This is a genomic window from Stenotrophomonas sp. NPDC077420 (assembly GCF_044543385.1).
Lineage (GTDB): Bacteria > Pseudomonadota > Gammaproteobacteria > Xanthomonadales > Xanthomonadaceae > Stenotrophomonas.
This window is the reverse complement of record NZ_JBITVZ010000001.1, coordinates 417,289-440,507: the sequence shown is the minus strand read 5'-3', so window position 1 is coordinate 440,507 and position 23,219 is coordinate 417,289. Positions and strand designations below refer to the sequence as shown.

Here is a 23,219-nt window from a genome sequence, read left to right as displayed (position 1 = left end):
ACCGCGCCACGCGTGGGGCGTGCCGACCAACGGTCGGCACCTACCCCCGGTTGCACCCGACCGTTGGTCGGGTGACCGATGACATCAGTACTGCGCGGTGAGCGTAACCCCCGAGAACGTACTGTACGCCTTCACCCGCACATGCCAGGTACCCGCCGCCGGCGCAGTGATCGTGCAGGTCTCGTTGTTGCCGCTCAGGTACGGACGGCAGGTGTACACGGTGTCGGTCGGGGCACTGCCCGAACGCACGTACAGGTCGGCGTCGCCACTGCCGCCGGCGATGGTCACCTTCAGCTGCGAACGACCCGACGGCACGGCCACGGTGTAGGACAGTGACGCGCCGCTGGATGCGCCCAGGCCGGTCACCGGCACGTTGTTCTGCAGGGTGCCGGTGCCCGGGTTCGGGTTGGTGCCGCCCAGTGCTGCGGTAACCGCGGCATCGGCGTCGACGATGCCCGCACCGCAGCCGCCACTGCACGCACCCGGCAATGCCCGCGCGGTGTTCTTGAGCAGGGTTTCGACCGCGGCTGGCGACAACGCGGTCGGCGCCACCGACTGCACCAGCGCAACCACGCCGGCCACGTGCGGCGCCGCCATCGAGGTACCGTTGTACGAGGCGTAGGACGCGCTGCCGGGCACCGTGGTGCCGCTGTTGAGCGTGGACAGGATCGCCTGGCCCGGCGCCGAGACGTCGATGCCGGTGCCGTAGTTGGAGAAGCTGGCGCGCGCGCCGGCGGAGGTGGTGGCCGCCACCGCGATCACGTTGGCGCAGTTGGCCGGCACCGCCGAGGACACGTTGGTATTGCTGTTGCCGGCGGCGACCACCACGGTGGTGCCACGCGACACCGCGCCGTTGATCGCATTCTGGTAGGTGGCCGAGCAGCTGCCGCTGCCACCCAGCGACATGTTGATCACTTCGGCCGGATTGGCGTTGGCCGGGACGCCGCTGACGGTGCCACCCGACGCCCACACGATGGCATCGGCGATGTCGGAGGTGTAGCCGCCGCACTTGCCCAGCACGCGTACCGGCACCACCTTGGCGTTGTAGGCGGTACCCGCCACACCGGTGCTGTTGTTGGTCACGGCGGCGATGGTGCCGGCCACGTGGGTACCGTGCCAGCTGGAGTTGGCGGCCGGATAGCCTGCGCCGCACTCGTTGGCGCCGTACCAGTCGCCTTCGTCGTTGGCATTGTTGTCGCGGCCACCGCCGTCACGCGCCATCGCCGCGTCGCTGATGAAGTCGTAGCCGGGCAGGATGTTGGCATTGAGGTCGGCATGGTTGGTGATGCCGGTGTCGATCACGGCCACCACCACGCCGGTGCCGGTGGCCTTGTCCCAGGCCGGGCGCACGTTGATGGAGGCATTGCTGGTGCCGAAGCCCCACTGCTCGGACAGGCGTGCGTCGTTCGGGGTCAGGGTGGCCCGCATCAGCTGGTCGACTTCCACGTATTCCACGTTCGGGTCGGCCGCCAGGCGGCGCATCAGCAGTTCCGACTCGGCAACGTCCAGCGGGCGGTCGGCCTTGACCACGGTGGGACCGATCGCCAGCGTGCGCAGCTTCTGCAGGCCCAGCGCGCGCCCCTGCGCTGCCGGCACCGCCGCTGCCGCGGCCTTCAGCGAACTGGCCAATACGGTCGGCGTGGCCACGTCGGTGGCGCCGTCCTTGTACTTCACGATGAAGCGCTGGTGGGTGGGCGCGGAGGCCAGGCCACTCAGCTGCACGTCGCCGGCGAACGCCGGGGCGGCCAGCAACAGGGTCGAAAGAACCGAACCACCGAGTACCACCCATGCACGCGGACGCAGACGCTGCGAATCGTTAGACATCGGTATTCCCTTTAAGTCGAGAGGAGCCGTCGATGCGGCGAGAGTCGGTTCGATCCGTCGCGGGAGACAGAAGGCTTGAATCGAACCTGGAAGACGGATCGGTTTCCCCTGTCAAACCGCCCGATCCCGGACGCTAGTGGTTCGGGCGTGGCCCAACAATGTTTCAGCCCGCTTTCAGGGTTGTGAAAAGTTCGATCTGAGACTTTCCGGGTCAAGGGTTTGTGAATGTGAAGGAATGTGGCGGCAACGGGATGGTCACGACGGACGCAATCCGTGTCCTGCGTCACTGTCTTGCGCGTCAATGACGAGACATTGCTTGCGCAACAACGGGTTAGCGGGGTTTGGATCGTTTCAGCGAGGGGGTCGGGGGCGTGGCTTGACCCGTCCGCCGCCCATGAAAAAGGCCCGCCTGTTGCCAGGCGGGCCTTGGATGCAGGCAGATCGGGTCGGCTCAGCCGTCCAGGCGCACCAGCCAGCCGTGGCGGTCAGGCAGGCGGCCATACTGGATGTCGGTCAGCTCCTTGCGCAGCGACATGGTCACTTCGCCGGCCGGGGCGCCGAGGTCGCCCACGGAGAAACCCTCCCCCTTGAGCTGGCCGATCGGGGTCACCACGGCGGCGGTACCGCAGGCGAACACTTCGGCGATCTCGCCGGAGGCCACGCCCTGCTTCCACTCATCGATGCTGACCTTGCGCTCTTCGACCTTCATGCCACGGTCGCGGGCCAGCTGCAGGATGCTTTCACGGGTGATGCCTTCCAGGATGCTGCCCGACAGCTCGGGCGTCACCAACGTGCCGTCCCTGTAGACCAGGAACACGTTCATGCCACCCAGTTCTTCCAGGTACTTGCCTTCCACCGGATCCAGGAACAGGACCTGCGAGCAGCCCTGGGCCTGCGCCTTCTGCTGCGGCAGCAGCGAGGCGGCGTAGTTGCCACCGCACTTGGCCGCACCGGTGCCGCCCTTGGCCGCACGCGCGTATTCGGTGGACAGCCAGATCGCCACCGGGGCCACGCCCTTGGCGAAGTACGGACCGGCCGGGCTGGCGATCACGTAGTAGCCGGCCTTCTGCGCGCCACGCACGCCAAGGAAGGCCTCATCGCCGATCATGAACGGACGGAAATACAGGCTGGATTCGTCGGCCGACGGCACCCAGCTGGCATCCACGGCGATCAGCTGCTTCAGCGATTCGACGAAAATCTCCACCGGCAGCTCCGGCAGCGCCAGGCGCTGCGCCGAGCGCTGCAGGCGGCGGCCATTGGCATCCGGGCGGAAGGTCCAGATCGAGCCATCGGCGTGGCGGTAAGCCTTGATGCCTTCGAAGATTTCCTGGCCGTAGTGCAGCACGGCAGCGGCCGGATCCAGCTGCAGCGGGCCATACGGGCGCACGTTGGCGCTGTGCCAGCCGGTGTCCTTGTCCCAGCGTACTTCCACCATGTGGTCGGTGAAATGCAGACCAAACCCCGGGGCGGCCAGGATGCGATCACGCTCCTCGCTGCTGCGCGGCTGGGCGGAACGGGTGGTGGTGAAGCTCACGGAAGTCTGGGACACCGGATGATTCCTGTTCTGGTTACGGGGTACGCATGGATTACAGCATGCCGGTTTCGAGCCGGGCGGCCTCGGACATCATCTGCTGGTTCCACGGCGGGTCGAACACCAGCTCGACATCGGCCTCGGCCACGGTCGGGATCATTTCCAGCTTGCTGCGGACGTCATCGACCAGGATGTCGCCCATGCCACAGCCGGGCGCGGTGAGGGTCATCTTGACGTCGACCTCGCGCTGGCCATCGTCCAGGTGCTTGAGTTCCACTTCGTAGACCAGGCCGAGGTCGACGATGTTGAACGGTATTTCCGGGTCGAAGCAGGTGCGCAGCTGCTGCCAGACCAGCTTTTCGACCTCCTCGTCGGACGCATCGGCGGGCAGTTCCAGCGCAGGCACCGGGTCCTTGCCAATGGCATCGCCGTTCTTGCCGGCGATGCGGAACAGATTGCCTTCGACGAACACGGTATAGCTGCCGCCCAGCGCCTGGGTGATGTACCCATAGCTGCCGGCCGGCAAGGTGACCGTTTCGCCCTGCGGGACCATGACGGCCTCGCAGTCGCGTTCGAAGTGGACGGGTTCGCTGCTACGGGAGTACATGTGGATCGATATGGGGTCGCGGCCAATTCCCGCAAGGTGGTCATTTTAGCCCAGTGGCCGCCCACGCGCCGGTCACCCCGCAAGCCGGTATCCTGTGGGCGTCCAAAGGAAGAATGCATGCCGCCCACCTCTGCGCCCGCCCGGTCCTACGCCTGGCTCTGGCCCCCGCTGTTTCTGCTTGGTGTCGTCACGGCCACGCTGGCCTGGTTGGTCATTGCACTGCTGAGCGGTCGCCAGGCGGGCTGGATGGCCGTACTGGCCGCACTGGAGCTGGGTTTCATGCTGCGGCTGGGGAAGCTGCAGGCCGGGCCGCTTCGGGTGGGATTGACCGTGGGCTTCACCGTGCTGGTGGCGCTGGCGGCCAACTGGGCCATTGCCTCGGCCTACCTGGGCGGGTCGCTGGGGCTGGACCCGTGGAATTCAGCGTTGCGCATGGGGCCGTTCATGGCGGCCACCTTGATTCAGCTGGCCAACGGGGTTGCCGAGTGGTTGTGGTTGGGGGTGGGCCTGGTGGTTGGGTGGTGGATCGCGCGGTGAGAGCGTCACGACCAACGGTCGTGACCTACCGGCAGGTCGGTGTGCAATCCCGGGTGCGTCACGACCAACGGTCGTGACCTACCGGCAGGTCGGTGTGCAATCCCGGGTGCGTCACGACCAACGGTCGTGACCTACCGGCAGGTCGGTGTGCAATCCCGGGTGCGTCACGACCAACGGTCGTGACCTACCGGCAGGTCGGTGTGCCCGGGTAGGTCACGACCGTTGGTCGTGACCTGGAAACTCAATGCCCGCCGTCCAGGGCTTTCAATTCACTGACCAACGCGCTCGCCGCCCCGGCTCCGTCGCCGTAGAGCATCCGCGCGTTGTCGGCGTAGAACAGCGCGTTTTCGATGCCGGCAAATCCGGTGCCCTTGCCGCGCTTGATCACCACCACGTTGCGCGCGTTGACCACGTCCAGGATCGGCATGCCGTAAATCGGGCTGGCCGGGTCGGTGCGCGCCACCGGATTGACCACGTCGTTGGCGCCGATCACCAGGGCCACGTCGGTGTTGGGGAACTCGGGGTTGATGTCGTCCATGTCGGCGATCAGGTCGTAAGGCACACCCGCTTCGGCCAGCAGCACGTTCATGTGGCCCGGCATGCGCCCGGCCACCGGGTGGATCGCGAACTTGACCTTGATCCCACGCTCGATCAGACGCTGCGCCAGTTCCCATACCTTGTGCTGGGCCTGGGCCACCGCCATGCCATAGCCGGGCACGATCACCACGCGCTCGGCGAACGCCATCAGCGCGGCCACGTCGCTGGCCTCGATCGGCTTCTGCGCACCGGTGATTTCCTGCGCGGCGCCTCCGCCGCCGAAGTTGGAGAACAGCACGCCGCTGATCGGCCGGTTCATCGCCTTGGCCATCAACCGGGTCAGCAGGATGCCGGCCGCACCGACCATCATGCCGGCGATGATCAGCGCCTCGTTGCCCAGCACATAGCCTTCGAAGGCCACCGCCAGGCCGGTGAACGCGTTGTACAGCGAAATCACCACCGGCATGTCCGCGCCACCGATCGGCAGGGTCATCAGCACGCCCAGCGCCAGCGCGACCACGAAGAAGCTGATGATCGCCACCGGGCTCAGGCTCACCGCTGCCCAGATCCCCAGCACGACCATCGCCACCGCCACCAGCAGGTTGAAGGCCTGCTGGCCCGGGAAGGTGACGCGCCGGTCCAGGCGGCCGTCGAGCTTGGCCCAGGCAATGATCGAACCGGACAGCGACACCGCACCGATCGCCGAGCCGATGATGGCCAGCGCCAGCACCGTGGTCGACGGCTGCCGGGCGGCCAGTTCGGCGATGGCCTGCCCGCTCCAGTGGGTGGTATCGCGGTTGACCAGGAACGAGAAGCGCAGCAGTTCGACCGCACCGATCGCGGCCGCCGAGCCGCCGCCCATGCCGTTGTACAGCGCCACCATCTGCGGCATGTCGGTGATCGCCACGCGCCTGGCCGACCCCCAGGCCACGCCGGTACCGATGGCCACCGCCGCCAGGATCAGCGGCACGTTATGCAGGTCGGGAAGGAAGAAGGTTGCCACGGTGGCGATCAGCATGCCCAGACCGGCCCAGCGGATGCCGCTGCGTGCGGTCATCGGCGAGGCCATGCGCTGCAGGCCGAGCAGGAACAGCGTGGCGGCGACCAGGTAGCTCACCTGCACCAGCCACTGCAGCAGTTGCGCGGTGGTCACGTTCAAGGCGCCTTCTCCCCGCCATCGCGCTTCTGGCTGGGCTTGAACATGTCCAGCATGCGTTCGGTCACCACGTAGCCGCCGGCCGCATTGCCCGCGCCCAGCACCACCGCGATGAAGCCGATGATCTTCTCCAGCGGGGTCTGCGCGTGGCCCAGCACCACCATGGCCCCGATCAGCACGATGCCGTGGATGAAATTGGATCCGGACATCAGGGGGGTGTGCAGGATCACCGGCACCCGCGAAATGATCACGTGGCCGGCGATCGCGGCCAGCATGAAGATGTACAACGCCACGAACCCGTCGCTCATTGCAGTCTCTCTCCCAGGCGGTCTTCCCGTCCCTGCATCATAACCATGCGCTGAACCGTTCTGCAGGAGCGGTCAACCGCCGCCGCGCCCGGGCGTTGTCACTGTGTCCCCCCTGCGCGAGCGCTACCCTGTGCTGGTGAGCCCTTCCCTGCCGACCCTGCCCGACGAACTGGAGGCCGCCCTGCCGGTGTCGCTGGATGCGTTCCTGGCCGGGATCGGCCCGCGCGCGTTCCGCTTCGCCGAAGCCGGCCTGCGCCAGCGCGACGACGCGCTGGATGCGGTGCAGGACGCCATGCTGCGCATGCTGGCCTACCGCGACAAGCCGGCCGCGGAGTGGTCGCCGCTGTTCTGGAGCATCCTGCGTCGCCGCGTGGTCGACCTGCAGCGCCGCCGCGGCTTCCGCCTGCGCTTCTGGCGCAGCAGCGACGACCTGGCCGGCGACCATGACATCGACTGGGCCGACCCCGGGCCGGGCCCGGCCCAGGCGCACGAGCAGCGCGATCAGTACGCGGCGCTGGTCAAGGCATTGCGTGCGTTGCCGGCACGCCAGCGCGAGGCCTTCACCCTGCGCGTGCTGCAGCAGCTCGACGGCGCCACCACCGCCGCGGCCATGGGCTGCAGCGAAGGCGCGGTCAAAACCCATCTATCGCGCGCCCGGCAGGCGCTGCAGCAGCACCTGGAGATCGCATTGTGAGCCGCCCCGACACCCCACTTCCCGCTGACGCCGTCCTGCAGCAGCTGCATGCGCACGCGGTGGACCAGCTTTCCCCGGCCACGCTGGCCCGGCTGCGCGCTGCGCGGCAGGCTCCGCAGCGCGCACGCGCGCACGGCTGGTGGCTGGCCACCGCCTGTTCGCTGCTGGTGGCGCTGGGTGTGGGCATCAGCTTTACCGCCCGTCCGCCGGCCGCCCCGCCGGCACAGATGGCGGCCCTCGCCCCGGATGACAGCAGCGAGCTGCTCGACGAGAATCCGGACCTGTACCTGTGGCTGGGCGCCACCGACCTGGCAATGGAGTGAACATGAAACCGCGACTGATCCTGGCCCTGGTGCTGCTGTCGCTGAGCGCGGCCAGCGGCGCGCAGACATCGGCACTGCCGGAATGGGACAAGCTCACCCCGCAGCAACGCGAGGCGCTGGTCGCGCCGGTGCGCGACCGCTGGAACGACGCGCCGCCGCCGCAGCGGGAACGGATGCTGCAGCATGGCCAGCGCTGGCAGGGCATGACCCCGGAACAGCGCGAACTGGCCCGGCGCGGTCGACACCGTTTCGAGAACATGACCCCGGAACAGCGTGAGCAGGCCCGCGTGCTGTTCGCGCAGATGCGCCAGATGACCCCGGCCCAGCGCGACGCATTGCGCGAGCGCTGGGAAAAGATGAGCCCCGCACAGCGCCAGGAATGGTTGAAGGCCAATCCGGTGAAGGACCTGCCGCCCGCGCCCGGGCGTTGATCGTTGCCACGCAGGGCGTGGCGCTACGACGGGGTGCGGTAACGACGGTAGATCAGCCCGCCACCCAACGCGTCTTCGCCAGCAGCTCGTCGTCCCAGTCGAACGCCAGCGCGCCGTCCTTCAGGAACAGCGCCACGAAGTTGTACAGGTTGCGCGCATACATCTCGCTGGCGTGCACCGCGCCCTGGCTGGCCAGGTCGAGCGGGCCGTCCACGGTCACGCCCCCCACGTCGACCGTTTCACCGGGCCGGGTGGCCTCGCAGTTGCCCCCCGTTTCCGCAGCCAGGTCCACGATCACGCTGCCCGGGCGCATGCCCTCCACCATCGCGCTGCTGACGATCTTCGGCGCCGGCCGCCCCGGCACCGCCGCCGTACAGATCACCACATCGACCAGCCGCAGGTGCTCACCCAGCCGGCGCTGCTGCTCGGCCCGCTCGTCATCGGTCAACGGCCGTGCATAGCCGCCGTCGCCCACCGCACTGACCCCCAGATCGAGGAATTTGCCGCCCAGCGACTCGATCTGCTCGCGCGTTTCCGGACGCACATCGAAGCCCTCCACCTGCGCGCCCAACCGGCGCGCGGTGGCAATCGCCTGCAGTCCCGCCACACCGGCCCCCACCACCAGCACCCGCGACGGACGGATCGTGCCGGCGGCGGTGGTCAGCATCGGGAAGAACCGCGGCGCACGCTGCGCGGCGATCAGCGTCGCCTTGTAGCCGGCCATCCCGGCCTGCGAACTCAGCACATCCATCGACTGCGCGCGCGTGGTGCGCGGCAGCCGTTCCAGCGGAAACGCCTGCAGCCCGCGTGACTGGATCATCCCCGCGCGCTCGGCGTCGGCCTGCGGGTGCAGCATGCCGACCAGCACGGCGCCATTCCTGAGCTGGCCCAGCCGCGCCGCTTCCGGCGCCTGCACGCACAGCACGATATCGGCCAGCGCCAAACGCGCATCGTCGGCCAGCTGCGCGCCGACCTCCAGATAGGCCGCATCGGGGAAACCGGCAAGGCGTCCGGCGCCGGGTTCGAACCAGGCCGTCGCGCCGAGCGCGATCAGCTTGCGCGCCGTTTCCGGGGTCATCGCCACGCGCCGTTCGCCCGGCGCACGTTCCCTCAGTACCAACACCTCGACAGCCATGCATGTCCCCGAGCAGCGGTAGGTGGGGTGATCGTAACCCGATCCAGCCGCAGCTCGACCATGCATGGGGGGCGGCCGCCGGGTAGCCCCCGGAGGGACGCTAGAAAACATGGATGTTTTCTAGCAGCCTACAAGGACGTACTTGCGGCGTGTCCCGGAGCGGGGCTGCCCGGCGGCCGCCCCGGCACGCAGCAGGGAGGCGCTGCTCTCTGCTGGCACATTGAACCGGCTCAGTGAACCGTGGCGCCCTTGGTGTCCAGGCGGTCGATCACGCCCTGCATGGCGCTGTCGAACGCGCCGTCGTCGATATGCGCGCGCAGGCGGCCCAGCCGCACCATCACCGCCAGCTCTTCCGGCGAGGCCACGCAGAAGCGCACGCCGCGGCGGTTCACGAACAGCAGGCGCTGCGAAATCGGACTGACCCAGGACAGCTTGCCGGCCTGCACCTTGCCGTCCTTGTCCACGAAGTCCAGCCAGCTGCCGATCTCCAGACCGCGGAAGCGGTCCGCATCGGCATTGTCGAAATCGGTCACGTCGACCTTGCCGCCCAGCTCCACCGCCGCGCTCTCCGAGGCGGGCGGTGCGGGCAGCACCACCTGCGGCAGCTCCGGCAGCGCGCGCTCCAGCTCCGGCCGCGACTCGGCGATCGACTGCAGCGTGTCGTGCAGCGAATCGATCGCCGCGGCGGCGCCATCGGCATGCACGCCCACGCTGGCAAACACCTTGCGCAGCACCGGGTGCCACGCCTGCAGCCACGGCTTGCCGACCACGTGCCGGCGCGCTTCGGAAACTTCCTCCAGCACCCCGTCGGCCAACGCCAGGGCCTCGCTCACCGACGCGCCATCATCGCCTTCGCGCAGCACCGCCAGGGTCAGGTGGTGCTGCCAGGGCTGGCGCAGGAACTCGCCGATCGCCTGCGGCAGGGTCGTATCGGCAATGCGCCAATCCAGTTCGGAGGCCGCACGGCTGCGCGCCACCTCCAGTTTTTCCTGCCCGCGCTGGGTTTCGGCCGCGCGGCGCTCGGCAATCTCGATACGCCGCCGGTGCTGGGTCAGGAAATCGCGGAATTCTTCCTCCAGGGTCAGGAAGATCGCCAGGTTCTCGTTGAATTCGGCGACCAGCCGCTCAATGATCTCCTCGACCTTGCCCATCAGCACCCGCTCGGCCTGGCTCTCGCCGGTGTTGCCTTCGCAGGCTTCGGCCAGCGAATTGAGCAGCTTGCGCGCCGGATGGGTCTTCTGCACGAACATGCGGCGGTCCAGCATCGCCACCTTCACGAACGGCACCACCAGGCGGCCGATCAACTCGCGCGAACGCCCTTCCAGGTCCCGCTCGTCCAGCATCACATCGAACAGCATGCCGACCAGGTCGATGGCGTCCTCGTCCTGTGGGTCCAGCCGCGCCTGCGACGGGTCCACGCCCAGACGGGTCGCCCCCGACAACACCTCACTCTTCAACCGCTGCGCCAACGATTCCCCGTCCTCGCCGATCGCCGCGCGCAGCGTCGCGCTGGGCGTGGCCTGCAGCAACGACAGCACCGACATCATCTCGCGCTGGCTGAGCGGCCGCTGCTGGCCCACCGCCACACTGGCAGCGGAGGTCGCGTCTTCGCGCACATGCCGGGTCTGCTGCAGCAGTTCGTGCAGCGCATCCAGCAGCATGCCCTGGTTGCCGCTCATGCCATCGGCGCCGTCACCGGCGCGGTCCTGCGCGGCCTGCGCGGACTGCATGCGGCCCCGGCTGGCCGCCCAGCGGTCGGCGAAGCGTCGTGCCCAGGCCGGCGCCGCGCCATCGTCGGCCCCGCCCTGTTCGCTTTCCAGCGCCTCGACCAGCTCGTCCAGCTCCTGCCGCGGCGACGGCGGGCGCGGCGCGGTGCGACGCGGCGCGGCCATCTGCGGCATGACCCCGGCGGCCGCCAGTTGTTCGTCCAGTTTCTCGTAGCGCTTGCCGATCGGCGCATGCAGGTCGCGCTCGCACAGCTTGATCAGCACCAAGCGGACCTCCGGGGCCAACTCGCAGCCCGCGAACGCCTCATGGATGGCCACGCCGATGTGTTCGGGGCTGATCGGATTGCTGTCCGCGTCCAGCTCCAGCCCGCCGGCGATCCAGCCCAAGCGGCGGTCGAGCCGACCCAGCACCGGCTTCCAGTCGCGCAGCAGCACGGTGGCGAAGTTGCGCACCGCCAGCCGCGACTCCAGCACATGCTCGGGGACCAGGCTCAACCCTTCCTCCACCTGCCCGGCAAGGGTCGCTTCGGCCGACAGCGGCGTGCCGCGCTCCAGCGCGTCCCAGGCCTGCGCCAGGTGGCCGCGGAAGCCGCCCACGATGTCCTCGCGACGGCGCCGCAGTTCACGCATGCCGTCCAGGAACAGCAGCTGCGACGCGCCGGCGGTGCCGGCGCGGTCGAACAGCACGTCGTCGAAGCGTGCCAGCACGGTCGCGAACGACTCGGCCAGGCCCGGAAGGGCCGCCTCGCGCGCGAGCTTCAACAGCGCCGGGTCGCGACCCGGTTGCCCCGGAATGGTGGGCGTGGCGATCATGCGAAAAGGCTCCCCACCCTCGCTGGTACAGGATGCAGCATGGATACGACGGACGCGGGCGTCCCCAAGACGCCAGCACACGAATGGTAGGACGGCCCGCCGGTCCGGGACAGTGAATCAGTCCTCACTTTCAACCTCATGGCCGGGGACGGCAGGCCTTGTATCGTAAGGCCAGCGCGGGTGGGAAGCGAGTACAGCGACGTGAAGGAATGCCATTAATTAAGTGAGGTTCATCACGCTTTGTCGCAAACGGCCTGGAGATGACCGGATCCCGTGTCACAAACCGCCGCGACTATAATCAAGGCACCGAAATGCCTGATTGAGACCCCATGCTCGACACCCCCGCGCTGCAAGCCCTGGACGCCCGCCGTTCGGTCCCCGCCCTGCAACTCGGGGCTCCCGGGCCGGACCCGGCCACCCTGCTGCGGATGCTGGCCTCGGCGGTGCGCGTGCCCGACCACGGCAAGAAGGTGCCCTACCGGTTCCTGCGCATTGCCGGCGATGCCCGCCTGCAGCTGGGCGAGTTCCTGGCACAGCGCAGCCGCGAGCGCGACCCCACCGCGTCCGAGGCGCAGGTGGAGAAGGATCGCCAGCGTTTCGCCCATGCCCCGCTGATCATCACCGTCATCGCCAGCCCCACGCCGAGCCCGAAAGTGCCCGAGCAGGAACAGCTGATGACCGCCGGCTGCGTCTGTTTCGCCCTGTTGCAGGCGGCGCAGGCGCTGGGCTTCGGCGCGCAGTGGCTGACCGCGTGGATGGCCTTCGACCCGGCGGTGCACGCCCGCCTGGGCCTGGCCGCGCATGAACGCATCGCCGGCTTCATCCATATCGGTACGCCGAAGGTCGAGGCCCCCGAACGCGAACGTCCGGATCCGGCCGCGCTGCTGCAGGACTGGGTGGGCTGAGTGTCCGACCCCGCTCCCGTGCGCGCCCCGCTGTACCTGGTCGATGCCAGCCTGTACGTGTTCCGCGCCTGGCATTCGATGCCGGACGAATTCCAGGACCAGCAGGGCTGGCCGACCAATGCGGTGCACGGCTTCGCCCGGTTCCTGCTCGACCTGCTCGAGCGCGAACGCCCCCGCCACATTGCCATCGCCTTCGACGAAGCGCTGGACAGCTGCTTCCGGCACGGTCTGTACACCGCCTACAAGGCCAACCGCGAGCCGGCGCCCGACGCCCTGCGCCGCCAGTTCGCCCACTGCAAGGCCCTGTGCGTGGCGCTGGGCCTGACCGTGCTGGCCCACCACGACTACGAGGCAGACGACCTGATCGGCAGCGCCCTGCATGCGCGCCGCCCGGCCGGCATGCGCGGGGTCATCGTCTCGGCCGACAAGGACCTGTCGCAGCTGCTGTTCGAGCATGACGAACAGTGGGACTACGCACGCAACCAGCGCTGGGGCATGGCCGGGGTCAAGGCGCGCCACGGCGTGCATGCCCACCAGATTGCCGACTATCTTGCCCTGTGCGGCGATGCGGTCGACAACATCCCCGGCGTGACCGGGGTCGGCGCCAAGTCGGCGGCGGTCCTGCTGGCCCATTTCGGCAGCCTGGACAGCCTGTACGAACGCCTGGACGAAGTGCCGTTCCTGCGCCTGCGTGGCGCCGCACAGATGGCGGTGCGCCTGCGCGAACAGCGCGAGCACGCGCTGCTGTGGCGGCAGCTGACCACCATCGCGCTGGATGCCCCGCTGGATGCGGCGCAGGCCGATTTCAGCCGTTCCAGCGCCGATGCACAGATGCTGCAGGGCCTGTGCGACGCGCTGCGGTTCGGCCCGCTGACCCGGCGCCGCCTGTTCAACGCCGCCGGCCTGTCCGACCATTCCTCACCTGCCAGCGAGTTCGCATGAGCCCCGACACGCAAGCCCCGAAAGTCGTCTACGAAGGCAAGTACCAGCGCATGGTGGTCCGCGGCAGCTGGGAATACAGCGAGCGCACCCACGCCGGTGGGCTGGCGGCGATCATCATCGCGGTCACCCCCGACGACCACGTCCTGTTCGTCGAACAGTTCCGGGTACCGCTGCAGGCCAGGACCATCGAAATGCCCGCCGGCCTGGTCGGCGACATCGACGCGGGTGAGTCGATCGAAGCCTCGGCGGTGCGCGAACTGGAAGAAGAGACCGGCTGGACCGCCGACCACGCCGAGGTGCTGATGATCGGCCCCACCTCGTCCGGTGCCAGCAGCGAAAAGATCGCGTTCGTACGGGCCACTGGACTGCGCCGCGTCGGTGAGGGCGGCGGCGACAGCAGCGAGGACATCACCGTGCATGCGGTGCCGCGCGCCGGCGCGGCGGCCTGGCTGGTGGAGAAGATGGGCCAGGGCTACCAGCTGGACGCCAAACTGTGGGCCGGGCTGTGGATGATCGAACACCATCTGGATGGCACCCCGCGTGGCTGATGCAGGCACGACGGCGCCGGCGCCGCTGCTCGGCGGCGATGATCCGGCCATCTACTCCATACACCGGGCACACGGTGCCTCGCCGTACGTGCTGCTGGCCGACCATGCCGGTCAGCAGGTGCCGCGTGCGCTGCAGGGCCTGGGCCTGCCGCAGGGCGAGCTGGACCGGCATATCGGCTGGGACATCGGCATCGCCGGGGTCACCCGGGCCCTGGCCGGGCGACTGGATGCCTGGGCGATCGAACAGACCTATTCGCGCCTGCTGATCGACTGCAACCGGCCGCTGGCGTCGCCGACGCTGATCCCCGCGGTGAGCGACGGTACTGTAGTGCCGGGCAATGCGGGGCTGACCGACGCGCAGCGACAGCAGCGTATCGATGCCATCCATGCGCCCTACCACGCGCGCATCGCGGCAGAGCTGGATGCACGCGTGAACGCGGCGCGCCCGACACTGCTGGTGATGATGCACAGCTTCACCCCGACCATGAACGGCGTGGCGCGCCCGTGGCACGCCGGCGTGCTGTACCACCGCGACACGCGCTTCGCGAACGCGCTGCTGCAGGCGTTGCGCGACGAAGGCGACCTGGTGGTCGGCGACAACGAACCCTATTCGGTCAGCAGCACCAGCGATTACGCGGTACCGGTGCACGGCGAAGGCCGTGGACTGGTGCATGTGGAACTGGAGATCCGGCAGGACCTGATCGCCGATACCGCCGGCCAGCAGGCCTGGGCAGAGCGCCTGGCGCGGATCTTCGCGACCCTCCAGGCGCAGCTGCAGCCCACGTAGCGCCGGGCTTGGCCCGGGCTGCACGCGATCAACCGGCAAACCGATCCGTCGCGCGCACCAGCGCGTCGATGTTTTCCGCCTCGAACGCCGAATGGCCCGAGGCCGGGCAGATTTCCAGCGTGGACTTCGGCCACGCCTTGTGCAGTTCCCACGCGTTCTGCAGCGGGCACACCACATCGTAGCGACCGTGCACGATCACGCCGGGGATGTCGGCGATCCTGTGCGCGTCGCGCAGCAGCTGCTCCTCGACCTCGAAGAAGCCGCCGTTGACGAAGTAGTGGTTCTCGATGCGCGCGAAGGCCAGCGCGAAACGCGGGTCTTCATGGCTGTTGACGAAGTCCGCATCCACATGCAGGAAGCTGGTCGCCCCTTCCCACACGCTCCATGCCTTGGCCGCAGCCAGCCGGGTGGCTTCATCGTCGCTGGTCAGGCGGCGGTGGAACGCGGAGATCAGGTCATGCCGCTCCACCTCCGGAATCGGTGCCAGATAGTGTTCCCACGCGTCCGGGAACAGGCGGTTGGCGCCTTCCTGGTAGAACCACTCCAGTTCCCAGCGGCGCAGCATGAAGATGCCGCGCAGCACCAGCTCGGTGACCCGCTGCGGATGGGACTGGGCGTAGGCCAGCGCCAGGGTCGAACCCCAGCTGCCACCAAACACCTGCCAGCGCTCCACCTTGAGGTGCTCGCGCAGCGTCTCGATGTCGGCCACCAGGTCCCAGGTGGTGTTGTCTACCAGGTCCGCATGCGGCGTGGAACGGCCGGCACCGCGCTGGTCGAACAGGATGATCCGGTACTTTGCCGGGTCGTGGAACTGGCGCATCTTGTCGCTGCAGCCGCCGCCGGGACCGCCGTGCAGCATCACCACCGGCTTGCCCTGCGGGTTGCCGCACTGCTCGAAATACAACGTGTGGCGGTCGTCGACCTTCAGGGTGCCAACGTCGTAGGGGGTAATGGCGGGGTACAGCGTACGCATGGGCGAAGCTCCAGGTGGAATGACAGCCCGCCCGGCGCTCGGCCGCAGCGGTCCTTCATTCTAGCGTTGCCGGCCGTCGTCCCAGGCTGACCCGATCGCGCTGCTCCAGGTCCACCGCGGTATCGACCTGGTCGAAGCCGGCGGTTGCCAGCAGCGCGCGGATCGCGGCGCCCTGGTCCCAGCCGTGCTCGAGCAGCAGCCAGCCGCCGGGCACCAGATGCGCTGCCGCCCCCGCGATGATCTGGCGGATGTCGTCCAGGCCATCGCGGCCCGAGGCCAGCGCCGTGGCCGGTTCGAACCGCAGGTCGCCCCGCGCCAGGTGCGGGTCGCTGCTGGCGATGTACGGCGGGTTGCTGGCGATCAGGTCGAAGCGTTCCCCCGCCAGCGGCGCATGCCAGCTGCCGTGGCGGAACTGGACGTTGTCCAGGCCATGGTGGCGGGCATTGCCCAGCGCCACCGCCAGCGCGCCCGGACTCATGTCGGTGGCCACGACCCGGGCCCGGGGGCGCTCGCTGGCCAGCGCCAGTGCGATCGCGCCGGTGCCGGTGCCGAGGTCGGCGACCTGCAGGGGAATGCCCTCGGGCAGGCGTTCCAGTGCCAGCTCCACCAGCCGCTCGGTTTCCGGGCGCGGGATCAGGGTGTCCGGGGTGACAGCCAGGTCCAGGGTCCAGAAACCCCGCCGACCGAGCAGATAGGCCACCGGCTCACCGGCCAGCCGACGCTGCAGCAGGTCCGCGAAGGCCTGGCCGCTGACGGGGTCGACCGGGTCGGTGGCATGCGCGAACAGCCAGCTGCGGTCCCGCCCCAGCACATGCAGCAACAACAGCTCGGCTTCATGCCGCCCGTCCGGCCCGGGCAGCACGCGCGCGGCGGCGGCAAGCAGCGTTCGGATCTCCTGCGGAGCAGCGGTCATGGCGGGGCCTGGGCGAGGTGGGGGCGCAGTGTAGGTCAATCACGGCATGGGCCGGTCACCGCGCCACGAGGGTGAGGGCTCCGCTCGTTGCCGGACGTCTGTTCAGCCTGGCCGTCACCCGGATAAGCAACGGCTATCACAGCCACGGCCGCGCTTCTGGCTGAATCCCTTGTGCAGCAACGGTTCTGTGATGAAAGCGGCCGATCATTCACTGGACGATCAGCCCATTTCGATAGACTGTGTCTATTGCATAGATGGAATCAATGCATTGTCCTTATCGGAACCAAGCCGCTAACCTGTGTTGGTCGCTTCACCCATCCCCCTTCACCACGAGGAAATTCGATGTCGCTCATCAATACCCAGATCAAGCCGTTTGAAGCCAACGCCTACCAGAATGGCGAATTCATCAAGGTCTCCGACAGCACACTGAAGGGCCAGTGGTCGGTCCTGATCTTCATGCCGGCCGCCTTCACCTTCAACTGCCCGACCGAAATCGAAGACGCCGCCGACCATTACGCCGAGTTCCAGAAGGCCGGTGCCGAGGTGTACATCGTCACCACCGACACCCACTTCTCGCACAAGGTGTGGCACGAAACCTCGCCGGCCGTCGGCAAGGCCCAGTTCCCGCTGGTCGGCGACCCGACCCACCAGCTGACCAACGCCTTCGGCGTGCATATCGCTGAAGAGGGCCTGGCCCTGCGCGGCACCTTCATCATCAACCCGGAAGGCGTGATCAAGACCCTGGAGATCCATTCCAACGAGATCGCCCGTGACGTCTCCGAAACCCTGCGCAAGCTGAAGGCTGCCCAGTTCACCGCCGCCAACCCGAACCAGGTGTGCCCGGCCAAGTGGAAGGAAGGCGAAAAGACCCTGACCCCGTCGCTGGACCTGGTCGGCAAGATCTAAGCCCCCGTTCCACGCAGGTCCCATCCCCATTCCCGTTGCGACGGGAGTGGGGGTGAACCCAAGCCGCTGCCACCCGCGCCGGCTTGGGTTCACCCCCATGCCGCCCAGATGTACCGTAGCGGTACGTCGACGCAGTTCCTTTGCCTGAATCAAGGAGTTTTTCGATGTTGGATGCCAACCTCCAGTCCCAGCTGAAGACCTACCTGGAACGCGTCACCCGGCCGATCCAGATCACCGCGCATGCCGACGACGGCGCCAAGTCGCAGGAAATGCTGGAGCTGCTTGAAACCCTGGTGGGGCTGTCCAACCAGATCACGCTGGACGTGCGCCGCGACGGCGCCGAGCGCACCCCCTCGTTCGCGCTGACCACCCCGGGCCAGGACATCCACCTGGCCTTCGCCGGGTTGCCGATGGGCCACGAGTTCACCTCGCTGGTGCTGGCGCTGCTGCAGGTCGGTGGGCACCCGTCCAAGGCCACCGCCGAGGTGATCGAGCAGGTGCAGTCGCTGGAAGGCGAGTACCGGTTCGAGACCTATTTTTCGCTGTCCTGCCAGAACTGCCCGGACGTGGTCCAGGCGTTGAACCTGGCGGCGGTGCTGAACCCGCGCATCCAGCACGTGGCGATCGACGGCGGGTTGTTCCCCGCCGAGGTCGAGGCGCGCCAGATCATGTCGGTACCCACCGTCTACCTCAACGGTGACGTGTTCGACCAGGGCCGGATGAGCCTGGAACAGATCGTGGCCAAGCTGGACACCGGGTCGGCCAAGCGCGACGCGGCGAAGATCGCGGCCAAGGCGCCGTACGATGTGCTGGTGATCGGCGGCGGTCCGGCCGGCGCTGCCGCGGCGATCTATGCCGCGCGCAAGGGCATCCGTACCGGCGTGGCGGCCGAGCGCTTCGGTGGCCAGGTGCTGGACACCATGGCCATCGAGAACTTCGTGTCGGTGAAGGAAACCGAAGGCCCGAAGCTGGCGACGGCGCTGGAACAGCATGTGCGCGAATACGACGTGGACATCATGAATCTGCAGCGCGCGAGCGCGCTGGTGCCCGCTGGCGACGATGGCCTGGTCGAGATCAAGCTGGAAAACGGCGCGTCGCTGAAGTCGCGTTCGGTGATCCTGTCCACCGGGGCGCGCTGGCGCCAGATGAACGTGCCGGGCGAAGACCAGTACCGCAACAAGGGCGTGGCCTACTGCCCGCATTGCGACGGTCCGCTGTTCAAGGGCAAGCGCGTGGCGGTGATCGGCGGCGGCAATTCCGGGGTTGAAGCGGCGATCGACCTGGCCGGGATCGTGACGCATGTGACCCTGCTGGAGTTCGACAACACGCTCCGCGCCGACGAAGTGCTGCAGAAGAAACTGCGCAGCCTCGGCAACGTGACCATCATCACCAGCGCGCTCACCCAGGAAGTGCTGGGCGATGGCCAGAAGGTCACCGGCCTGGTCTACCTGGACCGCGTGGGCGGCGACGCGCACCGGGTGGCGCTGGAAGGCATCTTCGTGCAGATCGGCCTGCTGCCCAACACCGAGTGGCTGAAAGACAGCGTGGCGCTGTCGCCGCGCGGAGAAGTGGTCATTGACGACCGTGGACAGACCAGTGTTGCGGGCGTATTCGCCGCAGGTGATTGCACAACCGTGCCCTACAAGCAGATCATCATCGCCATGGGTGCCGGCTCGACCGCGGCGCTGGGCGCCTTCGATCACCTGATACGTACTACCGTTCCCAAGAGCAGCGGCGCTGTCGCCGAAGCTGCCTGAAACGTCGGGTCCCCGGTTCGCCGGGGACCCTTTTGCCTGCTGGGTAAACCACGCCATCACCCGGTCCATTACCGTTTAGAGGTACAAGGAAATGAACCTACGTGATCTGAAATATCTGGTGGCGCTGGCCGACCATCGCCACTTTGGTCGCGCGGCGGCGTCCTGCTTCGTCAGCCAGCCGACGTTGTCGACCCAGATCAAGAAGCTCGAGGATGAGCTGGGCCTGCCGCTGGTGGAGCGCGCCCCCCGCAAAGTCATGTTGACCCCGGCCGGGGTGGAGGCGGCCGCGCGTGCGCGCGTCATCGTGGCCGAGATCGAACAGATGAAGGAGGCCGCACGGCGCAGCCGCGACCCGGAAGCCGGCGCGGTGCGGCTGGGCATTTTTCCCACGCTGGGCCCGTACCTGCTGCCGCACGTGATTCCCAACATCCGCGGACGCTTCCCGCAGCTGGAGCTGCTGCTGGTGGAGGAGAAGAGCGACGAACTGCTGCATCGCCTGCGCGATGGACGGCTGGACGCAGCGCTGCTTGCACTGCCGCTGGACGACGACCAGCTGCATGCCGAATTCCTGTTCGAGGAGCCGTTCCTGCTGGCCGTGTCGGGGCAGCATCCGCTGGCGCGTCGCCATCACCTGGATGTGCAGGAACTGTCCTCGCAGAAACTGCTGCTGCTGGAAGACGGGCACTGCCTGCGCGACCAGGCGCTGGCGGTGTGCCGGTTGTTCGGCGCCAATGAAAAATCCGAGTTCCGCGCCACCAGCCTGGAAACGTTGCGGCAGATGGTCGCGGCCGACGTGGGCATCACCCTGTTGCCCACGCTGTCGGTGAAACCGCCGGTGCCGCGTTCGGACAACATCCGCCTGCTCGACTTCGAAGGCGAGGACCGGCCAAGCCGCCGCATCGCCATGGTCTGGCGCCGCAGTTCAGCGATGACCGGCTTCCTGGAGCAGCTGGCCGAACAGTTCAAGCGCCTGCCCGAGAAGCTGTTCGAGCTGGACATCGGCGACAGCGACCGGACCCCGCCGCGGGCGCTCCAGCCCCGGGTGCAGGCGCCCCGCTGAACCGGCAACGGCGGTACGGTCGCATCCGCCGCGGATACGCAGCACAATACGAGAGGGCGGTGCCAGCAGGCACCGCCTTTTGCATGGGTCATCCATCATCCACAGGAGTATCAGATGTCCACCGCCAGCGGCCTGCCGCCCTCCATCACTGTTTCCAGCGCCGACATGGACCGGCTGGACGCACTGCTTGATTCACCCGCTGTAGAACACACCCCGGCCGGCCAGGCCCTGGCGCGCGAGCTGAACCGCGCGACGGTGGTCGACGGGGACGACATGCCCGACGGCGTCGTCATGATGCATTCGCGGGTGGAATGCGAAGATGAGCTGCACGGCGACCGGCATGAGCTGACCCTGGTCTATCCGCGCGAGGCGGACGTGGACCAGGGCAAGGTGTCGATCCTTGCGCCGGTGGGCACTGCCCTGCTCGGCCTGGCCGTCGGCCAGAGCATGGACTGGGACGCGCCCGGCGGCCGCAAGCTGCGCCTGCGGGTGACCGCCGTGCACAACCCTCAGAAGAATTGATCGTCCCTGCCGCGCGCCGCGCAGGGCCCAGGTAACACTCCAGGAGCCGCAATGAGTACCGCAACCCCGTCCAAACTGTCGCAGCTGCGCGATCTGTCCGTGGTGGTCGCCGACACCGGCGATTACGAGGCGATCAAGCGCCTGAAGCCGGTCGACTGCACCACCAACCCCACGCTGGTGAAGAAGGCCCTGGACCTGCCGGTCTATGCGGAGCTCATCGAGCGCGAACTGGCCTGGGGCCGCACCCAGGCGGGCGACCGCGAAACCATCGTGCACGCCGTGGCCGACCGCCTGACCGTGGGCGTGGGCACGCTGCTGAGCACGCTGGTGCCGGGCCGCGTGTCGACCGAGGTCGATGCCGACCTGGCGCACGACACGGCCGCCACGGTGACCAAGGCGCGCCAGTTCATCGCGATGTACGAAGCGGCCGGCGTGCCGCGCAGCAAGGTGCTGATCAAGATCGCGGCGACCTGGGAAGGCATCGAGGCCGCGCGCCAGCTGCAGGCCGAGGGCATCGACTGCAACCTGACCCTGATCTTCAACCCGACCCAGGCCCTGGCCTGCAGTGAGGCCGGCGCATTCCTGATCTCCCCGTTCGTGGGCCGGATCCTGGACTGGTACGTCGCCAACGGGCAGGCGCCGGCCAGCATCGACGCCGACCCGGGCGTGGTGTTCGTACGCGGGGTGTACGCCGAGTTCAAGCGCCGTGGTTCGCCGACGGTGGTGATGGGGGCGTCGTTCCGCTCCACCGCGCAGATCGAAGCGCTGGCCGGTTGCGACCGCCTGACCATTTCGCCGGACCTGCTGGAGAAGCTGGACGCCGACCACGGCGAGCTGCCGCGCAAGCTGGTGGCGGGTGCCGCCGAATCGGTGGAGGTGACGCCGATCGACGCCGCGACGTTTGCCGCCGACCTGGCCGCCGACCCGATGGCCACCGAGAAGCTGGCCGCCGGCATCGACGCATTCGCCAAGGATCTGGAAGCGCTGCGGCAGACGATTCGCGAACGGCTGTAAGCCGTAGTTGTTACCGATGTAAAAGCGGGACGGATGCTGCGATTGCATTCGTCCCGTTTTCATTTGAGATTTCCGCGAACGGCTGGCGTTTCAGTTCATCCGAGCAGGGCGGCCGTCGGCCAGCCCCGCTCCGGGACACGCCGTAAACCCGCACCCGCCGGCCCAGCTCAGGCCATGCGCAGGCTACCGGCTGTTCGCCAAAACGCATGAAGGTGCCGGGCAAAGCCCGGCACCCCCAGCATCAAATGCAACCAGGAGCTGTTACGCCCCAACCCCGATCGGACAACTCACCCCAGTCCCACCAATCCCGCAATAACCATTCGGGTTTTTGGCCAGGTACTGCTGGTGGTAGTCCTCGGCGTAGTAGTACGCCGGCGCCGGGAAGTCGATTTCGGTGGTGATCGGACCGTAGCCCTTGTCGGACAGACGCTGCTGGTAGGCATCGCGGCTGGCCAGGGCTGCCGCGTGCTGCGCCGGGGTCGTGGCATGGATCGCCGACCGGTACTGGGTGCCGGTGTCGTTGCCCTGGCGCATGCCCTGGGTGGGGTCGTGGTTCTCCCAGAACACCTGCAGCAGCTGCTCCACGCTGATGATCGCCGGGTCGTACACCACCTCCACGATCTCCGTGTGCCCGGTCAGGCCCGAGCAGACTTCTTCGTACGTCGGGTTGGGAGTGACCCCGCCCGCATAGCCCACCGAGGTCGAATACACCCCCGGCAGCGTCCAGAACATGCGCTCGGCACCCCAGAAGCAGCCCATCGCGAAGCGGATGCGCTCCAGCCCGGCGAAGCCGTCCTTGAGTGGGTGGCTGTTCACGTAGTGCTGGTTGTGCAGCGGCAGCGGGTGCTCACGGCCCGGCAGCGCCTCGTCGGCGCGCGGCAGGCGCTGCTTGAATGCTCCAATGCCCAACAGGCCTTTGGCAATTCCCAACATGGCGGTCTCCTAGGCCGGCGAGAGGCCGGCGCTTTCGTCACCGTCGAATATGGGGTCGTCCGGCGCCCCGCCCAAGTCCAGCCGGGCCACGATCTGTTCCGCCTCCGGGCGGGCCAGGTCCGGAACGCAGACCCGCAGCACCCCGAACAGCGGCAGCTCGCCCATCCCGCCCAGCAGCTGCTCGCCGAACACGAATGCGGGAATCCCGGCCGCCTCCAGCGCGTGCTTGACCAGATGGGCGTCGAACAGGTTGTCGGCCTGGTAGATCACATGCATGGGAGGCTCCCGTGGGGTTCTGGGGCAGCATACGCTGGCGCTCGAATGAGTGCCGACCAA

The 23,219-nt window shown here is 68.0% G+C and carries 24 protein-coding genes; 13 read left to right on the top strand and 11 right to left on the bottom strand.

Annotated features, from left to right (window positions below):
• Positions 1-84: 84 nt before the first annotated feature.
• From ACIGII_RS01915 to sufT, 3 genes are all read right to left on the bottom strand, one after another.
• Entirely contained in the window at positions 85-1,824 is a 1,740-nt protein-coding gene (locus ACIGII_RS01915; protein ID WP_399635247.1) for a S8 family peptidase, read from the bottom strand.
• Between the two features lie 451 nt (positions 1,825-2,275).
• On the bottom strand, positions 2,276-3,373 hold the full coding sequence (locus ACIGII_RS01910) for a branched-chain amino acid aminotransferase (RefSeq protein WP_399635248.1): 1,098 nt from the start codon (positions 3,371-3,373) through the stop codon (positions 2,276-2,278).
• A gap of 37 nt (positions 3,374-3,410) precedes the next feature.
• On the bottom strand, positions 3,411-3,962 hold the full coding sequence (gene sufT / locus ACIGII_RS01905; protein ID WP_399635252.1) for a putative Fe-S cluster assembly protein SufT: 552 nt from the start codon (positions 3,960-3,962) through the stop codon (positions 3,411-3,413).
• 117 nt (positions 3,963-4,079) lie between these two features.
• Here sufT and ACIGII_RS01900 point away from each other — a divergent pair, with 117 nt between their 5' ends.
• On the top strand, positions 4,080-4,499 hold the full coding sequence (locus ACIGII_RS01900; RefSeq protein ID WP_399635255.1) for a hypothetical protein: 420 nt from the start codon (positions 4,080-4,082) through the stop codon (positions 4,497-4,499).
• 241 nt (positions 4,500-4,740) lie between these two features.
• Here the strand turns inward: ACIGII_RS01900 and ACIGII_RS01895 are convergent, their stop codons facing one another.
• On the bottom strand, positions 4,741-6,195 hold the full coding sequence (locus ACIGII_RS01895) for an NAD(P)(+) transhydrogenase (Re/Si-specific) subunit beta (protein WP_399635258.1): 1,455 nt from the start codon (positions 6,193-6,195) through the stop codon (positions 4,741-4,743).
• On the bottom strand, positions 6,192-6,500 hold the full coding sequence (locus ACIGII_RS01890; protein WP_399635261.1) for an NAD(P) transhydrogenase subunit alpha: 309 nt from the start codon (positions 6,498-6,500) through the stop codon (positions 6,192-6,194). Before ACIGII_RS01890 ends, ACIGII_RS01895 begins: the two co-directional genes overlap by 4 nt.
• Before the next feature lie 130 nt (positions 6,501-6,630).
• On the opposite strand from ACIGII_RS01890, the gene ACIGII_RS01885 reads away from it, so the two are divergent.
• The 3 genes from ACIGII_RS01885 to ACIGII_RS01875 are packed head-to-tail and all read left to right on the top strand — an operon-like array spanning position 6,631 to position 7,948.
• Positions 6,631-7,194 carry an RNA polymerase sigma factor gene (locus ACIGII_RS01885; protein WP_399635762.1) on the top strand — a complete coding sequence of 188 codons (564 nt, stop codon included), beginning with the start codon at positions 6,631-6,633 and terminating at the stop codon, positions 7,192-7,194.
• Positions 7,191-7,517 (top strand): hypothetical protein, encoded by a 327-nt coding sequence (locus tag ACIGII_RS01880; protein WP_399635263.1) that lies wholly within the window; start codon positions 7,191-7,193, stop codon positions 7,515-7,517. The genes ACIGII_RS01885 and ACIGII_RS01880 overlap by 4 nt, the downstream gene beginning before the upstream one ends.
• Before the next feature lie 2 nt (positions 7,518-7,519).
• The gene (locus ACIGII_RS01875; protein ID WP_399635266.1) at positions 7,520-7,948 is read left to right on the top strand and encodes a DUF3106 domain-containing protein; all 429 of its coding nucleotides are present in this window, start codon (positions 7,520-7,522) and stop codon (positions 7,946-7,948) included.
• 52 nt (positions 7,949-8,000) lie between these two features.
• On the opposite strand, the gene ACIGII_RS01870 is transcribed toward ACIGII_RS01875, so the two are convergent.
• Both ACIGII_RS01870 and ACIGII_RS01865 read right to left on the bottom strand, forming a co-directional pair.
• On the bottom strand, positions 8,001-9,083 hold the full coding sequence (locus ACIGII_RS01870; RefSeq protein WP_399635268.1) for an NAD(P) transhydrogenase subunit alpha: 1,083 nt from the start codon (positions 9,081-9,083) through the stop codon (positions 8,001-8,003).
• A 230-nt stretch (positions 9,084-9,313) separates the two neighbouring features.
• Positions 9,314-11,623: a DUF1631 domain-containing protein gene (locus tag ACIGII_RS01865; RefSeq protein WP_399635270.1), complete on the bottom strand. Its 2,310-nt coding sequence runs from the start codon at positions 11,621-11,623 to the stop codon at positions 9,314-9,316.
• A 329-nt stretch (positions 11,624-11,952) separates the two neighbouring features.
• Here ACIGII_RS01865 and ACIGII_RS01860 point away from each other — a divergent pair, with 329 nt between their 5' ends.
• The 4 genes from ACIGII_RS01860 to ACIGII_RS01845 are packed head-to-tail and all read left to right on the top strand — an operon-like array spanning position 11,953 to position 14,805.
• Positions 11,953-12,528: a nitroreductase gene (locus ACIGII_RS01860; RefSeq protein ID WP_399635271.1), complete on the top strand. Its 576-nt coding sequence runs from the start codon at positions 11,953-11,955 to the stop codon at positions 12,526-12,528.
• Positions 12,529-13,470, top strand: coding sequence for a 5'-3' exonuclease H3TH domain-containing protein (locus tag ACIGII_RS01855; RefSeq protein ID WP_399635273.1), 942 nt, complete (start codon positions 12,529-12,531; stop codon positions 13,468-13,470).
• Positions 13,467-14,018 (top strand): NUDIX hydrolase, encoded by a 552-nt coding sequence (locus ACIGII_RS01850; protein ID WP_399635275.1) that lies wholly within the window; start codon positions 13,467-13,469, stop codon positions 14,016-14,018. The genes ACIGII_RS01855 and ACIGII_RS01850 overlap by 4 nt, the downstream gene beginning before the upstream one ends.
• Positions 13,999-14,805 carry an N-formylglutamate amidohydrolase gene (locus ACIGII_RS01845; RefSeq protein WP_399635278.1) on the top strand — a complete coding sequence of 269 codons (807 nt, stop codon included), beginning with the start codon at positions 13,999-14,001 and terminating at the stop codon, positions 14,803-14,805. The genes ACIGII_RS01850 and ACIGII_RS01845 overlap by 20 nt, the downstream gene beginning before the upstream one ends.
• Positions 14,806-14,833: 28 nt before the next feature.
• Here ACIGII_RS01845 and pip read toward each other — a convergent pair whose 3' ends face one another.
• Entirely contained in the window at positions 14,834-15,778 is a 945-nt protein-coding gene (gene pip / locus ACIGII_RS01840) for a prolyl aminopeptidase (RefSeq protein WP_399635281.1), read from the bottom strand.
• 55 nt (positions 15,779-15,833) lie between these two features.
• Complete coding sequence (prmC, locus tag ACIGII_RS01835; RefSeq protein ID WP_399635284.1) at positions 15,834-16,691, bottom strand: peptide chain release factor N(5)-glutamine methyltransferase; 858 nt, start codon at positions 16,689-16,691, stop codon at positions 15,834-15,836.
• Between the two features lie 342 nt (positions 16,692-17,033).
• Here prmC and ahpC point away from each other — a divergent pair, with 342 nt between their 5' ends.
• The 5 genes from ahpC to ACIGII_RS01810 all read left to right on the top strand — a co-directional run bounded on the left by ahpC (position 17,034) and on the right by ACIGII_RS01810 (position 21,950).
• Positions 17,034-17,597, top strand: coding sequence for an alkyl hydroperoxide reductase subunit C (gene ahpC / locus ACIGII_RS01830; RefSeq protein ID WP_068849365.1), 564 nt, complete (start codon positions 17,034-17,036; stop codon positions 17,595-17,597).
• A gap of 164 nt (positions 17,598-17,761) precedes the next feature.
• On the top strand, positions 17,762-19,354 hold the full coding sequence (ahpF, locus tag ACIGII_RS01825; RefSeq protein ID WP_399635286.1) for an alkyl hydroperoxide reductase subunit F: 1,593 nt from the start codon (positions 17,762-17,764) through the stop codon (positions 19,352-19,354).
• Positions 19,355-19,445: 91 nt separating this feature from the next.
• Positions 19,446-20,414 (top strand): DNA-binding transcriptional regulator OxyR, encoded by a 969-nt coding sequence (oxyR, locus tag ACIGII_RS01820; RefSeq protein WP_399635289.1) that lies wholly within the window; start codon positions 19,446-19,448, stop codon positions 20,412-20,414.
• A gap of 114 nt (positions 20,415-20,528) precedes the next feature.
• Positions 20,529-20,936, top strand: a complete 408-nt coding sequence (gene rnk / locus ACIGII_RS01815; RefSeq protein WP_399635290.1) for a nucleoside diphosphate kinase regulator — start codon at positions 20,529-20,531, stop codon at positions 20,934-20,936.
• 51 nt (positions 20,937-20,987) lie between these two features.
• Complete coding sequence (locus ACIGII_RS01810) at positions 20,988-21,950, top strand: transaldolase (protein ID WP_399635292.1); 963 nt, start codon at positions 20,988-20,990, stop codon at positions 21,948-21,950.
• 261 nt (positions 21,951-22,211) lie between these two features.
• Here ACIGII_RS01810 and msrA read toward each other — a convergent pair whose 3' ends face one another.
• Together msrA and ACIGII_RS01800 are read right to left on the bottom strand one after the other, a co-directional pair.
• Positions 22,212-22,862 carry a peptide-methionine (S)-S-oxide reductase MsrA gene (gene msrA / locus ACIGII_RS01805; protein ID WP_399635764.1) on the bottom strand — a complete coding sequence of 217 codons (651 nt, stop codon included), beginning with the start codon at positions 22,860-22,862 and terminating at the stop codon, positions 22,212-22,214.
• 30 nt (positions 22,863-22,892) lie between these two features.
• Positions 22,893-23,159 carry a DUF2007 domain-containing protein gene (locus tag ACIGII_RS01800; RefSeq protein WP_399635294.1) on the bottom strand — a complete coding sequence of 89 codons (267 nt, stop codon included), beginning with the start codon at positions 23,157-23,159 and terminating at the stop codon, positions 22,893-22,895.
• Between the last annotated feature and the right edge of the window lie 60 nt (positions 23,160-23,219).

Bases quoted from the DNA above. Each gene is read 5' to 3' on its own strand.
- prmC (WP_399635284.1), bottom strand. From the start codon at position 16,691: ATGACCGCTGCTCCGCAGGAGATCCGAACGCTGCTTGCCGCCGCCGCG.
- ahpF (WP_399635286.1), top strand. From the start codon at position 17,762: ATGTTGGATGCCAACCTCCAGTCCCAGCTGAAGACCTACCTGGAACGC.
- ACIGII_RS01865 (WP_399635270.1), bottom strand. From the start codon at position 11,623: ATGATCGCCACGCCCACCATTCCGGGGCAACCGGGTCGCGACCCGGCG.
- ACIGII_RS01915 (WP_399635247.1), bottom strand. From the start codon at position 1,824: ATGTCTAACGATTCGCAGCGTCTGCGTCCGCGTGCATGGGTGGTACTC.
- rnk (WP_399635290.1), top strand. From the start codon at position 20,529: ATGTCCACCGCCAGCGGCCTGCCGCCCTCCATCACTGTTTCCAGCGCC.
- ACIGII_RS01860 (WP_399635271.1), top strand. From the start codon at position 11,953: ATGCTCGACACCCCCGCGCTGCAAGCCCTGGACGCCCGCCGTTCGGTC.
- ACIGII_RS01875 (WP_399635266.1), top strand. From the start codon at position 7,520: ATGAAACCGCGACTGATCCTGGCCCTGGTGCTGCTGTCGCTGAGCGCG.
- ACIGII_RS01850 (WP_399635275.1), top strand. From the start codon at position 13,467: ATGAGCCCCGACACGCAAGCCCCGAAAGTCGTCTACGAAGGCAAGTAC.
- oxyR (WP_399635289.1), top strand. From the start codon at position 19,446: ATGAACCTACGTGATCTGAAATATCTGGTGGCGCTGGCCGACCATCGC.
- ACIGII_RS01810 (WP_399635292.1), top strand. From the start codon at position 20,988: ATGAGTACCGCAACCCCGTCCAAACTGTCGCAGCTGCGCGATCTGTCC.
- ACIGII_RS01800 (WP_399635294.1), bottom strand. From the start codon at position 23,159: ATGCATGTGATCTACCAGGCCGACAACCTGTTCGACGCCCATCTGGTC.
- ahpC (WP_068849365.1), top strand. From the start codon at position 17,034: ATGTCGCTCATCAATACCCAGATCAAGCCGTTTGAAGCCAACGCCTAC.
- ACIGII_RS01845 (WP_399635278.1), top strand. From the start codon at position 13,999: ATGGCACCCCGCGTGGCTGATGCAGGCACGACGGCGCCGGCGCCGCTG.
- pip (WP_399635281.1), bottom strand. From the start codon at position 15,778: ATGCGTACGCTGTACCCCGCCATTACCCCCTACGACGTTGGCACCCTG.
- ACIGII_RS01890 (WP_399635261.1), bottom strand. From the start codon at position 6,500: ATGAGCGACGGGTTCGTGGCGTTGTACATCTTCATGCTGGCCGCGATC.
- ACIGII_RS01900 (WP_399635255.1), top strand. From the start codon at position 4,080: ATGCCGCCCACCTCTGCGCCCGCCCGGTCCTACGCCTGGCTCTGGCCC.
- ACIGII_RS01870 (WP_399635268.1), bottom strand. From the start codon at position 9,083: ATGGCTGTCGAGGTGTTGGTACTGAGGGAACGTGCGCCGGGCGAACGG.
- sufT (WP_399635252.1), bottom strand. From the start codon at position 3,962: ATGTACTCCCGTAGCAGCGAACCCGTCCACTTCGAACGCGACTGCGAG.